The sequence below is a fragment of the Mycobacterium sp. genome, from assembly GCF_035570115.1.
Classification (GTDB): domain Bacteria; phylum Actinomycetota; class Actinomycetes; order Mycobacteriales; family Mycobacteriaceae; genus Mycobacterium.
This window is the reverse complement of sequence record NZ_DATMLH010000070.1, coordinates 1-15582: the sequence shown is the minus strand read 5'-3', so window position 1 is coordinate 15582 and position 15582 is coordinate 1. Positions and strand designations below refer to the sequence as shown.

Below are 15582 nucleotides of genomic sequence, written 5' to 3'. Positions count from 1 at the left end.
GGGACGGTCCGGGTCAATGGGGCGACGCAGAATCAGGCTGACCTGCTCGGAAACCAGACGGCGCAGCCGGGTGGGCCACTCCTCCAGAGGCAGCGCGTTGAGTTCGGTGCGGAATTTGCTTGTACCCGTTCGGGTTTGCCCATTGGATTGGAACACTTCAGCGAACCGGCTGTGTTGCGCGAGCGCACTCAACCAGGATGTTGTGGTGATCGGCACATAGCCGGTGTACCCGCGGTCGTGGCGCAGCAACGCCTGGAAGGCGTAGGCGCCGTCGTCGGGGGTGATCATGGTGGTTTCGCCACGTTCCGCCAGGACCGCGCCGCGCCCGATCTCAGCCCATGCTCCCCAGGCGATCGCGCTGGCGGGCAGGCCCTGAGCGCGGCGCCAGTGGGTGAAGGAGTCCAGCCAGCTGTTAGCCGCGGCGTACGCGCCCTGACCCGGCGAGCCCAGCAGCGCGGCTGCCGAGGAGAATGAGCAGAACCAGTCCAGGGGCTGGGTGGCCGTGGCGGTGTGCAAGTTCCATGCGCCGTAGACCTTGGGCGCCCAGTCGCGGTCGATGAGTTCGTCGGTGATGTTGGTCAGGGTGGCGTCCTCGACTACCGCCGCCGCGTGCAGCACGCCGCGCAGTGGAAGCCCGGTGGCGGTTGCTGCGGCCACCAACCGCTGCGCGGTGCTGGCTTCGGCGATGTCGCCACATTGCACCACGACGTCGGCACCGATCGTCCGGATGCACTCGATGGTCTCGAGCGCTTTGAGCGTCGGCTGCGAGCGAGAGGTCAGCACGATCCGCCCAGCGCCCGCTGCGGCCATCTTCTCGGTGAGGAAGAGCCCCAGCCCACTCAGGCCACCGGTGATGATGTAGGCGCCGTCGCCACGGAAGACCGGGGCCTGCTCCGGCGGCACCACCACGCGGCTGCGCCCGGTCCGCGGGATGTCAAGAACGAGTTTGCCGGTGTGCTGGGCCGCGCTCATCATCCTGATCGCCGCGGCCGCGTCGGCCAATGGATGGCTGGTGTGCTCGGGAGTTGGCAACTCACCATCTGCCATAAGCCGGTACACCTTGCGCAGCAGCTCCCCGACCCGGTGGGGGTGGCTGGCCGACATCAGCGCCAGGTCGACATAGTGGAATGTGAGGTTGCGGCGGAACGGGAACAGCTCCAGCCGGGTGTTGGCGTAGACGTCGCGTTTGCCGACCTCGACGAACCGTCCGCCGATGGACAACAGTTCGATCCCGGCGCGTTGTGCTGCGCCAGTCAGCGAGTTAAGCACGATATCCACGCCATACCCGTCGGTGTCCCGGCGAATCTGCTCGGCGAACTCGATGGCCCGCGAGTCATAGACATGTTCAATTCCCATGTCGCGCAATAGTTTTCGACGCTGCTCACTGCCCGCGGTGGCGAAGATCTCGGCTCCAGCGGCGAGGGCGATCGCTACTGCGGCCTGCCCCACGCCGCCGGTCGCAGAATGGATCAACACCTTGTCACCGCGCGTGATGCGGGCCTGCTCGTGCAGGCCGTACCAGGCGGTAGCGTGCGCGGTCGACACCGCGGCCGCCTGGTGGTCGGTCAGGCCCGGTGGCAGCGTAACGGCGACGCGGGCGTCACAGGTGACGAACGTGGCCCAACAGCCGTCTCTGGAAAAGCCGCCGACACGGTCACCGACCTGGTGGTCGGTGACATCCGGCGCGACCGCGGTGACCACGCCTGCGAAATCTGTGCCAAGCTCTGGTTGACGCCCGTCGGCGCTGGGGAATTGGCCCATGGCGACGAGAACATCTGCAAAGTTGACGCTGGCCGCGGTGACAGCGACCTCGATCTGTCCTGGCCCCGGCGGCACCCGGTCGAAGGCAATCAGTTCTAGGGATTCGAGGTCGCCGGGTGTGCGGGTCTGCAGGCGCATACCGTCGTGCTCGTGGTCCACGACGATGGTTCGCCGCTCCTCGGGCTGCAGCGGGGTGCGGCTCAAGCGCGCCACATACCACTCGCCGTTTCGCCAGGCGGTCTCGTCCTCCTCCGACCCCTCCAGCAGTTGCCGCGCCACCTGCTCGGCGTCGGTGTCCTCGTCTACGTCGATCTGGGTGGCGCGCAAATGCGGGTGTTCGGCGCCGATCACCCGCATCAGCCCACGCAGCCCGGCCTGCTCCAGGTTGGCGCAGTCGCCGACCACCACCGGCTGCGCATTACTGGTCACGAGGTACAGGCGAGGTGGTTCGCCCGAAATTTTCAGCACCTCGCGGGCGATGCGCACCAGATGACGCACATACTCCGCGCCTCGAAGCGCACACTCCTCGTCCGGGTTGCCGTTCGTCGGTCCGGTGAGGACGGCTACTCCGTCGAATCCACCGAGACGAAGTTGGCTTTCAAGCCCATGTCCATTCGACGAGTGGTCGGCTGGCTGTGGCCAAACCGTCGTCGTGCATTCCGCACCAAGGAGTTTCAAGGCATCGGTCAACGTGGTGGCCACCACATCGGCAGTCGGGGAGGTGCTGACCAGAAGCCACTTTCCAGCGTCGACAGGAGTTGCCTCGGGCAGCTCTCGCTTTTGCCATTCGATGGTCAGCAGCCGTTTGCCGAGCACACGAGCTTCGTGGTCGTCGTCGGATACCCTTTTGCCCATCTGCAGCCCACGCGCGGTGAGCACAACTGTTCCGTGCTCGTCCAGTACATCGAGGTCGGCCTCGACCTCGATGGCGTCGGCTCTGGTCACCCGCGTGTAGCAGTACCGGGCGTTGCGGGGGGGACCGTAGGCGCGGAGCCAGCGGATACCCGACAAGACCAGCACGTCTTTGCCGAGGGCCTGGACGTCCGGATGCGCCTCGACGGACTGGAAACAGGCATCCAGCAGCGCTGGGTGCACGCCGTAGGCAGCCTGCTGTGAGCGAATCGCGTCGGGCGCGGCCACCTCGGCGAGCACGGTACCGGCTGGCGCTTCGCCGGTGCGCACGGTGGCTAGACCGGTGAACGCCGGACCATACTGAACGCCACGCTGGTCCAGCCGCTTGCGCACCTCGGCGCCTTCCTCGCGGTGCGGGTGGGCTGCCAGCAGCGCGGACATGTCCCGCGCAGGTGGGCGGTGCTCATCCTCCATCGCACGCAGGACCGCGGTGGCCCACCGCACGTGATTGCCCTCTCGGTTGGTCTCCACCGCGAAGTTGGCGACGCCCGGCGAGGCGATCGACGCGACGGCGCCCACCGCGGTCTGATCGTCCACCAGCAGGGCCTGCTCGAAGCGGATGTCGTGGACCTCGGACGCCTCGCCGAACGTCGCGCGAGCGGCGGCCAGCGCCATCTCGCAGTAGGCCGCCTCCGGAAGGACAGACTCATCGTGTATCTGGCGGTCGCCTAGCCAAGGCAGCGCCTCGTTGCTCAGCTCAGCCCCCCACGCGTGGCGCTCCGGCTCCTCCTGCAAGCGCACGTGCGGCCCCAGCAGCGGATGCACTGAAACGGCGCAAGCGCTGCGCGGCTGAGAGTCCTGCCCATCGCGGGCCAAAAGCAGCCGACGGTGGGTCCAGGCCGGCAGCGGCGCATCGACCAGACGGCCGCTGGGGTACAGCATGGAGAAGTCCACCGCGGCGCCCGCGCTGTGCAGGTCGGCCAGGAAGCCGCGCAGTCCGTGCGGCATCGCCTGGTCGCGGCGCAGGCTGGCCAGCGTAGCGACCCGCATGTCGAGGCCACCGGCGGTCTGCTCGACCGCGTGGGTGAGCTGTGCGTGTGGTGTCAGCTCCGCAAAGACCCGGTAGCCGTCCTCCAGCGCCGCCTGCACCGCCGCGGCGAACCGCACCGTGTAACGCAGATTGTCAACCCAGTAACCGGCATCGCACACCGGCCGCTCCCGCGGGTCGAACAGGGTCGCCGAGTAGAACGGAAGCTCCGGTGTCATCGGGCGCAGCTCTGCCAGTACATCGGTCAGCTCGTCGAGGATCGGATCCACTTGGGGGGAGTGTGATGCGACATCGACGGCCAGCTCGCGGGCCATCACGTCGCGCTGGCCCCATGCTGCGACGAGATCGCGGACGCTCTGGGTTGCGCCGCCGATCACTGTGGACTGCGGCGAGGCCACCATAGCCAAGACGACGTCGTTAACGCGACGAGTCATCAGTTCCGAAAGAACTTGTTGGGCGGGCAGTTCCACCGACGCCATTGCGCCGGCACCGGCAATGCGCGACATCAGCCGTGAGCGGCGACAGATCACACGGACCCCGTCTTCGAGCGATAGTGCGCCCGCGACGACAGCCGCTGCGGCCTCGCCGAGAGAATGCCCGATGACCGCCCCTGGGCGCACCCCGTATGACTTCATGGTGGTGGCGAGCGCGACCTGCATGGTGAACAGCGTTGGCTGCACCTTGTCGATGCCGGTGACGAGCTCCGGTGCCGACATCGTCTCGGTCACCGAAAACCCGGACTCCAGGGCGATCAGGGGCTCCGCCTCGGCTACCGTCGCGGCGAACACCGGTTCAGTCGCCAGTAGGTCAGCGCCCATCTCGGCTAACTGCGAACCCTGACTTGAGAACACCCATACCGGTCCCCGGTCGTCCTGCCCGACCGCGGCCTGATACGGGGTTTCACCGCCGGCGACCTCCCTCAGAGACTCGGTCAGCTCCTGCAGGCTGCTGGCCATCACGGCCGTCCGCACTGGGCGGTGCGTACGCCGGCGCGCCAGCGTGTAACCCAGATCCGAGAGCGTCACATCGTCCGCATGCGCTTCCAGCCAGGCGGCCAGCCGCCCCGCGGTCTGACGTAGCCCGTCTGGCGATGTGGATGACAGCGGAAACAGCAGCGGTGCCGCCATCGCCGATCCGGGCGAGATGCCATTGTGCGCAGTGGTTTCGGGAGCCTGTTCGAGCACCGCGTGCACGTTGGTTCCCGACAACCCGTACGACGACACGGCCGCCCGTCGTGGGTGATGGCCATTCGTCGGCCACGGCGTGATGGCCTGTGGCACAAAGAGTTCCGTATCAATATGGGCAAGGTCATCAGGCAGACGGTTGAAGTGCAGATTCGGCGGAACCGCACCATGCTGCAGCGCGAGTACCGCCTTCATCACGCCCAGCGCGCCGGAGGCCGATTGGGTATGTCCGAAATTGGTCTTCGCCGATGCAAGCGCGCAAGGGCCGTCAATGCCGTACAGCTCAGCAAGGCTCGCGTATTCGATAAGGTCACCCACGGGGGTACCGGGTCCGTGCGCCTCGACCATGCCAACGCTGCGCGCGTCGACGCCCGCTGCTGCCAATGCCGCCCGATACACGTCGGTCTGCGCGTTTACGGACGGTGTCGCGATATTCACGGTGCGGCCGTCGTGGTTCGCGGCCGTGCCGCGCAGTACAGCCAAGATGCGGTCACCATCGGCTAGCGCATCCGGTAACCGCTTGAGCAACACCACTACGCAACCTTCGGAAGTCACGAACCCGTCGGCGGCGGCGTCGAACGCGTGACAGCGTCCGGTGGGCGACAGCATGCCCTCCGCTGACCCCGAGACAAATTTTCGCGGATCCAAGACCAGGCAGGCACCACCGGCGAAGGCAAGGTCGCTTTCTCCATCATGCAAGCTACGACAGGCCAAGTGCACAGCAAGCAAGCCAGAGGAACATGCCGAGTCCACCGTGAGCGCCGGACCGTGGACCCCCAGGGCATAAGCGATCCGCCCGGACGCCAAGCTGAAACTGGTGCCGGTGAACCCGTACGGCCCCTCCACGCTGTGGGTGTCGGCGGCCAGCAATTGGTAGTCGCCGTGAGTCAATCCCACGAATACGCTGGTCAGCGAGCCGGCCACCTTCTCCCGGGTGAGGCCGGCGTGCTCCATAGCCTCCCAGGAGGTCTCCAGAAGCAAGCGGTGCTGCGGATCGACCGCTATCGCCTCTCGCTCGTTGATACCGAAGAACTCAGCATCGAAGCCGCCAACGTCATCCAGGAACCCACCCCACTTCGAGACCGAACGACCGGGCACACCGGGCTCGGGGTCGTAGTACTCGTCGGCGTCCCATCGATCCGGCGGAATCTCGGTGACCAGGTCGTCGCCGCGCAGCAACGCCTCCCACAACAGGTCAGGCGAGTCGATGCCTCCGGGAAGTCGGCAGGACATCCCGATGACGGCAATCGGCGTAGCGGGAGTTTTGTTCATAACGACCCGGGAGTTTCGTTCATAACGACCAAAGAATGGCTCGAATCTGGGTCCTGCGCGCGGTCGTCATTCGCCTGCACGATAGACAATTCCCCTCCTCACAGCAACTGCACAGTTTTCCCCATCGCAACAGCACCGTTTGGGCGTGCCCGGAGCGTGGGTCAAGGTGTCGGACCCCGCAGGGCTCAGCGGTTGTCTAGGTCAACGAAATTTTGCTAGCGGTCCGTCAAGTGTTCGCAGTCGAGGGTTTCGTGCACGTCAACGTGCTACATGACAGGAGGACGGTATTCGACACGCGGGAAATTTCCAAAATTTCCAAACCCTTGTGTTGGGATCGTTACCTGATCGTCATGTTGCTGGAGTGTCTCGTGTGGTCAACAGCGGGTTGTCTGCGGGTTGTCTCATGTGGTCAACAGCGGGGTGTCTCATGTGGTCAACACCCAATTATTTACACCGATTTCACAGTTATTCACACTGATTTCAACATTGCCTTAGCGATTACGCAACCTATTGTGGTCTCAGGATATTTCTATAGTCGTCTTAGTATATTTCTATATTGTCGTCCTTTCGCGGCTGGTGCCTTATTCACCTCTGGGTCGGAGTGACATTTCGGTGGATTGGATTTTCGGCTCTTTCTGCGTTGATGGTGCTTCCGGTCGTGTATGGCCGGCGGGCTACCAGGCAACGCGGTTCTGACGTCGCTGCGATGTCGACGTCGCCGTGCCCGGCCGGACGTGGGCGATTCAGCGAAAGACGTTGAGCGACAGCGGCATAACTACGGGCTCATGGCGCTCGTAAGGGTCCAATGGTCGCATCTGCAAACCGCATCCAACAGGGCATACACGTCGTCGGGCTCATATAGTGAGGCGTGATATGGCCTGCGTCAGGCCGGCCCCGGCGCCACAAGCGCTTGGCGTGATCGAGAGCTTAATGACAATCGTTTTCGACAAGCATCGCCTAGGAATTTACTGTGGACCCGGGACTAATGACAATCATTCCCAATAAGGGGGCGGGTGTGATGGGTCCTCCGGTAATTCTCGTGCCCGGTCAAGGCGACGCCGACGCACATCAAAAGTGACCAAATGACAGACGCTCAACGGCTTCGGTGAGTCAGAGCTGGCCCCGCGCGCGTCGGCGGCGGCAAGCTAGTGACGCGCCCGGGCCACACCCTGCAGGAACAACAATGGATGATGCCGGTGAGTATGCTGCCCTCCACCGTCGCCGGGACCCGGCCCATGAGCGCCGCGTCGGCGATCGAGAAGAAGCGGTCTCCGGTCGATTCCTCAGCACAGGCACCTTGCGCGCCGCACCCGACCTCGCGTAAGAGCGAAGGTTGAACGGTGAGACCGGAAGCGTCTGTGCCGGCAGGCCGAGTCTCTCGATTGACTCGTCAGTCAAGAGCTCTTTAGTGTGCCGATATGGCGGACGGCGCGGTGGCGCAGGCGTTGGTGCTCACATCATGACCGAAGCCCGTGTTCCGCGTCTGCCGGTCGACGAGGCCAAGGCCGCCGCCGACGAAGCGAGCGTGCCCGATTACATGGCCGAGCTCGCCATCTTCCAGGTGCTGTTGAACCATCCGAGGCTGGCCTGTGCCCTCAACGACCTGCTTGCCACGATGCTGTGGCGCGGAACGCTGGACCCGCGGCTACGCGAGCTGGTGATCATGCGCATCGGCTGGCTCACCGCCTCCGATTACGAATGGACGCAGCATTGGCGGGTCGCGCAGGGTCTCGGGGTAAGCGCCGACGACCTGCTCGGTGTGCGCGATTGGCAGGCGTACCAGGCGTTCGGGCCCGCGGAGCGGGCAGTGCTGGCGGCCACCGACGACGTGGTGCGCGACGGCGCGGTGAGCGCCGAAAGCTGGGCGGCGTGTCAGCGCGAATTCGGCGCCGACAAGGCAGTCCTCATCGAACTTGTCACCACGATCGGCGCGTGGCGAATGGTCGCCTCGATCCTGGAAAGCCTGCAGGTTCCATTGGAGGACGGCGTAGCGAGCTGGCCGCCGGACGGGCTTGCGCCCTAGGCGCGCCGAATGTGGGCTCTAGGCACGCTTCGATTGAAAAGGCGTGACACAAGCCCACATTCGGCGCCAATATTGACGGCCCGGTAAGCCCGAACGGTGTCTGCTGCACACGATTGACACGTCAATCAGTAGCTCATAGCGTTCGGGCAATGCGAACCAGAGTCGCCGACATGCTCGGCGTGGAGTTCCCGATCTGCGCATTCAGCCACTGCCGGGATGTGGTGGCCGCAGTCTCCAATGCCGGCGGGTTCGGCATCCTCGGCGCCGTCGCGCACAGCCCGGAGCGGCTGGAAACCGAGCTGACCTGGATCGAGGAGCAAACCGGCGGCAAGCCGTATGGCGTTGATCTGCTGCTGCCGCACAAGTACGTCGGAGTCGAGCAGGGCGGGATCGACACCCGACAGGCGCGCGAGTTGCTGCCCGAGGAGCACCGGGCATTCGTCGACGACCTGCTGGTCCGCTACGGCATCTCGGTGCCTGCCGACGAGGAGCGTCTGCCGTCCGGTGAGCTCAACATCTCGCCCAAGGGCTACGAACCGCTGCTTGACGTCGCCTTCGCCCACGACATTCGGCTGATCGCCAGTGCGCTGGGCCCGCCGCCGCCCGACTTGGTCACCCGCGCGCATGACAACGACGTGGTGGTGGCCTCGCTGGCCGGAACCACGCAACATGCGCGGCGGCACGCCGCGGCCGGGGTCGACCTGATCGTCGCCCAGGGCACCGAGGCCGGCGGGCACACCGGCGAAGTGGCGACGATGGTGCTGGTCCCCGAGGTCGTCGATGCGGTGGCTCCGGTGCCGGTGCTGGCCGCGGGCGGGATCGCCCGCGGCCGTCAGATTGCCGCGGCGTTGGCCTTGGGCGCCGAAGGCGTGTGGTGCGGCTCGGTATGGCTGACCACCGAGGAGGCCGAGACGCTGCCCGTCGTCAAGGACAAGTTCCTGGCCGCTACCTCGTCGGACACCGTGCGCTCGCGATCGTTGACCGGAAAGCCCGCGCGCATGCTGCGCACCGCCTGGACCGACGAATGGGAGCGGCCCGGCAGTCCCGCCCCGCTCGGCATGCCGCTGCAAAGCGCGCTGATCGGCGATCCGCAAATCCGCATCAACCGGGCCGCCGCCCAACCCGACGCCAAGGCTCGCGACTTGGCCACCTACTTCGTCGGCCAGGTCGTCGGTTCGCTGGACAAGGTCCAGCCGACAGCGGCGGTGGTGCTCGAGATGGTTTCGGAGTTCATCGATGTCGTCGGGCGTCTCGAAGAGTTGGTCGAGCGGTGACCGCGTCAGCGCGGCCCGACTTGCCGATTTCGTTGTCTGGCTGGTCCTCAATGGATTACCGCCGCGGGAGAGCTGACGATGACTGACGGAACCCGCGCCCGTCGGCGCCCCGCGATCAGCGAGCAGGAGAAGTCGCTGCGGCGCGACGAGATCTTGGCTGCGGCTAAGAAAGTCTTTGCCCGCAACGGCTTTCACGCCACCACGATCGCCGACATCGCGAAAGAAGCGGGGCTGGCCTACGGCTCGGTCTACTGGTATTTCGACTCGAAGGACGACTTGTTTCATGAGTTGATAGCAGCCGAGGAATATGCCCTGCGCACCCAAGTTGCCATCGCGCTGGCCAAGAGCGGCGCAGGATTCGGCTACGCCGAGGCACCATTTCGCGCCACGTTGTGCGCGACATTCGAGTTTTTCGAAGCCAATCCGGCCACCGGCAAACTGCTGTTCCGCGACGCCTATGCGCTGGACAACCGGTTCGACAAGCACCTGGGCGGCATCTACGACCGGTTTATCGACGACATCGCAACTCTGGTCGTCGCGGCCCAGCAGCGCGGCGAGGTGGTCGCCGCCCCGCCGCGCTTGGTGGCCTACACGCTGACGGCGCTGATCGGTCACATGGCCCACCGGCGGCTGACCACCGACGACGGCTTCTCCGCAGCCGAAGCCGCCGATTTTGTCGTCTCGCTGGTCATCAAGGGATTGCGACCGTCGGATAATGAGCTGCGCTCCGGAACGGTCACGAACTCATAACGGCTGGTCAGGCCCCTAGCGTCACTCAGTAAGTTTTTAGGTGTGTCGAATTGACCCGGGCGGAATGTTCGTGCATCATCGACGGGGTAAGCACCTCGTTAGGTGAGGCGTCTACACGGATATAGGCCACTGACCCCGAACGTCGAGAGACGCCCAGGGTCAGGACAGCTCCTCCCGGCTTAAGGGTTGAGCCCAAGTGGCTTCCGGAATCTCCGGACACGCCGTGTATTGCCAAAGCTGTGACGAGTGGGGTGCGGTTCCCGAAGTCTTCGGGTTTCCTGTGCTCCTGCTTGCGTGTGAATTGTGCGGTTAATCCGCACGTGGCGCGACCGCGAGGAGGTGAGGGACGAATGAGTTCCAGTGATAGTCCGGATCGAGATCCGGGCTCTGTGTCGTCCCGATCCGGCCCCGGGCGCGTCGTTTTCAGCTGAGCCTTCTACACAGCACGTCGCCCCAGCGGACGCCGTTTCGGACGGACATCGAATCCCGTTATGCCCGTTTGACTTTCCGTTTAGGAGGCGACCATGACCGCTGTACTGTACGACGAAGTGGTAACAGCGATGCCCGCACGCCGGCTCAGGGCAGTGCCTGCCCCGACGCCGATGGCCGTGCCGGCGCCGAAGCGGACCTCCATGCGGCTCGAACAATTGGTCGGCGGCGACCCGTTGGTCGCCGGAGCCGCTCGGTTGCTCTGCATTCCGTTGCGCCAGCTCTACGCCGCGCTGTGGCGCGCGGGCGTCTTGGAGGTTGGCAGCTAAAGGGTCCGGTGACGATACCGGCCGGTAAAGGCCCGGCAAAGCCGGACAAAGACGAGAAGGTAGGCGCTCCCAGCACCTGAGGTGATGTGTCCCTCGGTGCTGGGAGCGCCGTCATTTCTGGGCGGCGATGAGAGCCGAGAGTCCCTTCTCGTAGGCGATCAGGCTGTGTCGCCATCCGATCTGCAGGTCCGCCGCCATCGACGGTGATTTGGGCGCCAACGTGTCCATAGGGCGCCGGGGGTACGTAGGGCACGACGTCGAGAAAGTTCACCACCCGAAAGCAGCTTTCGATGGCGGCGTTGAACGCATCGGCGAAGTCGGTTTCGTGGATCTGCACCCAGCGTGGCGCCGGAAAGCCGGTGTTCCGACATCGGGTTAGGCAGTAGCGTTGACATACGATCCGCCCCGACCCGGTGCAAAGGGGGCCCGTCATGGCGACCGATCTGACGCTTTATCTCGACGACGAACCCGGGGAGCTGGCCCTAATCGGCGACGTGCTGGGCAAGGCAGGCGTCAACATCGCCGGTCTGTGCGCCCTGACCAGCGGAGGGGGGCAGGCCGAGGTGCACATTCTGGTGCAGGATGCCACCTCGGCATTCGAAGCGCTGGAAGGTGCCGGAATCAAAATCGCCGAGGAGCAAGAGGTCATCGTCCTTGACATCAAGGACCGTCCCGGTGCGCTTGGCGAAGTCGTCCACAAACTCGGCGCCGCGAAAATCAACCTGGAAACCGCCTATCTCGCCACTAACACCCGTTTGGTGCTTGGCGCGGACAATCTCGCTGAGGCCAGGGCCGCGCTGGACTGATGTTGATTTGCGGCGCCCCGTAGAATTGAGGGGTGGCGTCGATCCGGTGATCACCGGGGAGCCTTCGGAAGAACAGCCGGCTTCGGTATTAACACCGGCCCAGTAGAACCGAACGGGTAGGGCCCGTCACAGCCTTTAACGAGCGGCCACGCCCCGGCGTGGCAAGCGGGGTGGTACCGCGGCGCTTGCGTACCCGCGCAACGTCGTCCCCGGCCGAAGAGCCGCACATGGAGACGACGCGCGCAGTGACCGATAACGCCTACCCCAAGCTGGCCGGCGGCGCACCCGACTTGCCGGCGCTGGAACTCGAGGTCCTCGACCACTGGACGAGTGACGACACGTTCCGGGCCAGCATCGCGCGGCGCGCCGACGCTCCGGAGTACGTGTTCTACGACGGACCGCCGTTCGCCAACGGCCTACCGCACTACGGGCATCTGCTCACCGGCTACGTCAAAGACATTGTGCCGCGGTATCGCACCATGCGCGGTTACAAGGTGGAACGCCGCTTCGGCTGGGACACCCACGGGCTGCCCGCAGAGCTTGAGGTCGAGCGACAGCTCGGGATCACCGACAAATCCCAGATCGACGCGATGGGCATCGCCGCGTTCAACGAGGCTTGCCGCGAATCGGTCTTGCGCTACACGGACGAATGGCAGGCCTACGTCACCCGCCAGGCCCGATGGGTGGACTTCGACAACGACTACAAGACGTTGGACCTGTCCTACATGGAATCGGTGATCTGGGCGTTCAAACAGCTGTGGGACAAGGGCTTAGCGTACGAGGGCTATCGGGTGCTGCCGTACTGCTGGCGTGACGAAACGCCGCTGTCCAACCACGAGCTGCGGATGGATGACGACGTCTACCAGAGTCGGCAAGACCCGGCACTGACGGTGGGTTTCAAGGTGACGGGCGGGGATCTGGATGGGGCCTACCTGCTGGTGTGGACGACGACACCGTGGACGCTGCCGTCGAACCAGGCCGTCGCCGTCAACCCCAACGTCACCTACGTACAGGTGCGAGCGGGGGAGCTGCGCGTGGTGTTGGCGCAGGCACGGCTGGCCGCCTATTCACGAGAATTGGGCGATGAACCGGAGGTGCTGGCCAGCTACCGCGGCAGCGATCTCGTGGGCATCCGATACCTGCCGCCGTTCCCTTACTTTATGGACTCGCCCAACGCTTTTCAGGTGCTCGGCGCCGATTTCGTGACCACTGACGACGGCACCGGCATCGTGCATATGGCACCGGCCTACGGCGAGGACGACAAGGAGACCGGCGACAAGGCCGGTATCGTGCCGGTCACGCCCGTCGACGCCAAGGGCCGTTTCGACGTCACGGTCCCCGATTACCAGGGTCAGCATGTCTTCGAGGCGAACTCGCAGATCATCCGTGACCTGAAAAACCACAGCGGCCCGGCCGCGGCCAACGGTTCGGTGCTGATCCGCCATGAAACCTATGAGCACCCCTACCCGCACTGCTGGCGATGCCGAAATCCGCTGATCTATCGCGCGGTGTCATCCTGGTTCGTCAAAGTCAGCGAATTCCGGGACCGCATGGTCGACCTCAACCAGCAGATCACCTGGTATCCGGACCACGTCAAAGACGGTCAGTTCGGCAAGTGGCTGCAGGGTGCCCGCGACTGGTCGATCTCGCGAAACCGCTACTGGGGCACCCCGATTCCGGTCTGGCTCTCCGATGACCCGAGCTATCCGCGAATCGACGTCTACGGCAGCCTCGATGAGTTGGAGCGCGACTTCGGTGTGCGCCCCGACAACTTGCACCGGCCGTATATCGACGAGCTCACGCGGTCCAACCCCGACGACCCCACCGGGCGCTCGACGATGCGGCGCATCGCCGATGTCTTCGACGTGTGGTTCGACTCGGGGTCCATGCCGTACGCGCAGGTGCATTACCCGTTCGAGAACCGGGACTGGTTCGAGACCCATTACCCGGGCGACTTCATCGTGGAGTACATCGGGCAGACCCGCGGCTGGTTCTACACGCTGCACGTGCTGGCCACCGCGCTGTTCGACCGGGCGGCGTTCAAAACCTGCGTGGCGCACGGGATCGTGCTGGGCAGCGACGGGCAGAAAATGAGCAAATCGCTGCGCAACTATCCCGACGTCAGCGAGGTGTTCGACCGCGACGGCTCCGATGCCATGCGCTGGTTCTTGATGGCGTCGCCAATCCTTCGCGGCGGGAACTTGATCGTCACCGAACAGGGCATCCGCGAGGGGGTGCGACAGGTGCTGCTGCCGTTCTGGAACGCCTACAGCTTCTTGGCCCTCTACGCGCCGAAAGTCGGTACCTGGCGCACCAATTCAGCGCACGTGCTGGACCGTTACATCCTGGCCAAGCTGGCGGTGCTACGCGACGACCTGACAGCCGGGCTGGATGTCTGCGACATCTCCGGGGCATGCGAGCAGCTGCGGCAGTTCACCGAGGCGCTGACGAATTGGTATGTGCGACGCTCCCGCTCGCGGTTCTGGGAAGAGGACCCCGAGGCGATCGACACATTGCACACCGTGCTCGAAGTGACCGCCAGACTGGCCGCGCCGCTGCTGCCGTTGACCACCGAGATCATCTGGCGCGGTGTCACCGCCGAGCGTTCGGTGCACCTGAGCGATTGGCCGGAGGCCGAGGTGCTGCCGACGGACGCGGAGCTGGTCGCGGCTATGGATCAGGTGCGCGAGGTGTGCTCGGCGGCGTCGTCGTTGCGTAAGGCCAAGAAGCTGCGGGTGCGGCTGCCGTTGCAGAAACTCACCGTGGCCGTGGACAATCCGCAGCGACTGGAGCCGTTCACCGATCTGATCGCCGACGAGCTCAACGTCAAGAAGGTCGAACTCACTGCGGACATCGACACCTACGGTCGTTTCGAGCTGACGGTGAACGCACGGGTCGCCGGGCCGCGACTGGGTAAGGACGTCCAAGCGGCGATCAAAGCCGTCAAGGCCGGCGAGGGCGTCGTCAACGGCGACGGCACGCTCACCGCGGGCCCGGCGCTGCTGCAACCCGAGGAGTACAGCTCCCGGCTGGTGGCCGCCGACCCCGAATACACCGCCCCGCTGCCTGGCGGGGCCGGACTAGTGGTGCTGGACGCCACCGTGACGCCCGAGCTCGAAGCCGAAGGCTGGGCCAAGGACCGCATCCGCGAACTGCAGGAGCTGCGCAAATCGACCGGGCTGGACGTCTCCGACCGGATCAGCGTGGTGATGTCGGTGCCTCCGCAACGGGCCGAGTGGGCCAGCACGCATCGGGATCTGATCGCCGGAGAAATCCTGGCCACCAGTTTCGAGTTCGGCGAGCCGGGGCCTGGCGCCGCTGAAATCGGTGACGCAGTAAGGGTTTCGCTGGCTAAGGCGTGACGCCGACGGCTGCGCGTGTCTCACGCGAGACACGCGCAGGCTAAGCGTCGCCGGCTCGGGCCGCGGCGGCGGCCAGCGTGATGTATTCCATGGTGAAGCCACCTCCGATCGAGTCGATGCTGGTCCCCACCGCTTCCAGCACAGTTGCGAGCTGGTCCGGCCCGAGCTGGGTGAGCGTGCCGGTGGTGGGCAGATGGTCCAACCATTCTTCGCGGGTGTAATGCCGCTGCCAGTGGAACTGCCATTGCTCGGGCTCGGCGAAACCGCCCGCAGCCCGGACACCTTCAACAGCCCTCATGACATTTCGGTGTTGAAGTTCGACGGCGGGGTTCCCCGCTTGTCCGCCGGCGGTCGGCCGATCCCACAGTGGCGCATCGGGTGCCACCCGCTGCATGACATCGTCGAAAGCACTGGCGATTTCGCCAGGTGGGTCGAAGACGTGCCAGTACAACGCCAGCAGCCCGTGCGGCCGCAGCACCTCCGCCGCCTTGC

Annotated in this window: 7 protein-coding genes, 1 pseudogene and 1 riboswitch; of the genes and pseudogenes, 6 read left to right on the top strand and 2 right to left on the bottom strand. The window is 65.1% G+C overall.

The window, feature by feature from the left end:
• On the bottom strand, positions 1-6117 hold a 6117-nt coding region (pks2, locus tag VNW74_RS05270; protein ID WP_325675545.1), incomplete at its 3' end, for a sulfolipid-1 biosynthesis phthioceranic/hydroxyphthioceranic acid synthase.
• Positions 6118-7576: 1459 nt separating this feature from the next.
• On the opposite strand from pks2, the gene VNW74_RS05265 reads away from it, so the two are divergent.
• From VNW74_RS05265 to ileS, 6 genes are all read left to right on the top strand, one after another.
• Complete coding sequence (locus VNW74_RS05265; protein ID WP_325675544.1) at positions 7577-8140, top strand: carboxymuconolactone decarboxylase family protein; 564 nt, start codon at positions 7577-7579, stop codon at positions 8138-8140.
• A gap of 149 nt (positions 8141-8289) precedes the next feature.
• Complete coding sequence (locus tag VNW74_RS05260) at positions 8290-9414, top strand: nitronate monooxygenase family protein (protein WP_325675543.1); 1125 nt, start codon at positions 8290-8292, stop codon at positions 9412-9414.
• 78 nt (positions 9415-9492) lie between these two features.
• Entirely contained in the window at positions 9493-10164 is a 672-nt protein-coding gene (locus VNW74_RS05255) for a TetR/AcrR family transcriptional regulator (protein ID WP_325675542.1), read from the top strand.
• An 87-nt stretch (positions 10165-10251) separates the two neighbouring features.
• Positions 10252-10422, top strand: a riboswitch (M-box (ykoK) riboswitch).
• Positions 10423-10688: 266 nt separating this feature from the next.
• Positions 10689-10922 (top strand): Rv1535 family protein, encoded by a 234-nt coding sequence (locus VNW74_RS05250; protein WP_325675541.1) that lies wholly within the window; start codon positions 10689-10691, stop codon positions 10920-10922.
• Between the two features lie 431 nt (positions 10923-11353).
• On the top strand, positions 11354-11728 hold the full coding sequence (locus tag VNW74_RS05245) for an amino acid-binding protein (protein ID WP_325675540.1): 375 nt from the start codon (positions 11354-11356) through the stop codon (positions 11726-11728).
• A gap of 245 nt (positions 11729-11973) precedes the next feature.
• Entirely contained in the window at positions 11974-15090 is a 3117-nt protein-coding gene (gene ileS / locus VNW74_RS05240; RefSeq protein ID WP_325675546.1) for an isoleucine--tRNA ligase, read from the top strand.
• 40 nt (positions 15091-15130) lie between these two features.
• Here the strand turns inward: ileS and VNW74_RS05235 are convergent.
• Positions 15131-15582: pseudogene (locus VNW74_RS05235) on the bottom strand (SAM-dependent methyltransferase); the annotation flags it as partial.

Bases quoted from the DNA above. Each gene is read 5' to 3' on its own strand.
- VNW74_RS05250 (WP_325675541.1), top strand. From the start codon at position 10,689: ATGACCGCTGTACTGTACGACGAAGTGGTAACAGCGATGCCCGCACGC.
- VNW74_RS05265 (WP_325675544.1), top strand. From the start codon at position 7,577: ATGACCGAAGCCCGTGTTCCGCGTCTGCCGGTCGACGAGGCCAAGGCC.
- VNW74_RS05260 (WP_325675543.1), top strand. From the start codon at position 8,290: ATGCGAACCAGAGTCGCCGACATGCTCGGCGTGGAGTTCCCGATCTGC.
- VNW74_RS05245 (WP_325675540.1), top strand. From the start codon at position 11,354: ATGGCGACCGATCTGACGCTTTATCTCGACGACGAACCCGGGGAGCTG.
- VNW74_RS05255 (WP_325675542.1), top strand. From the start codon at position 9,493: ATGACTGACGGAACCCGCGCCCGTCGGCGCCCCGCGATCAGCGAGCAG.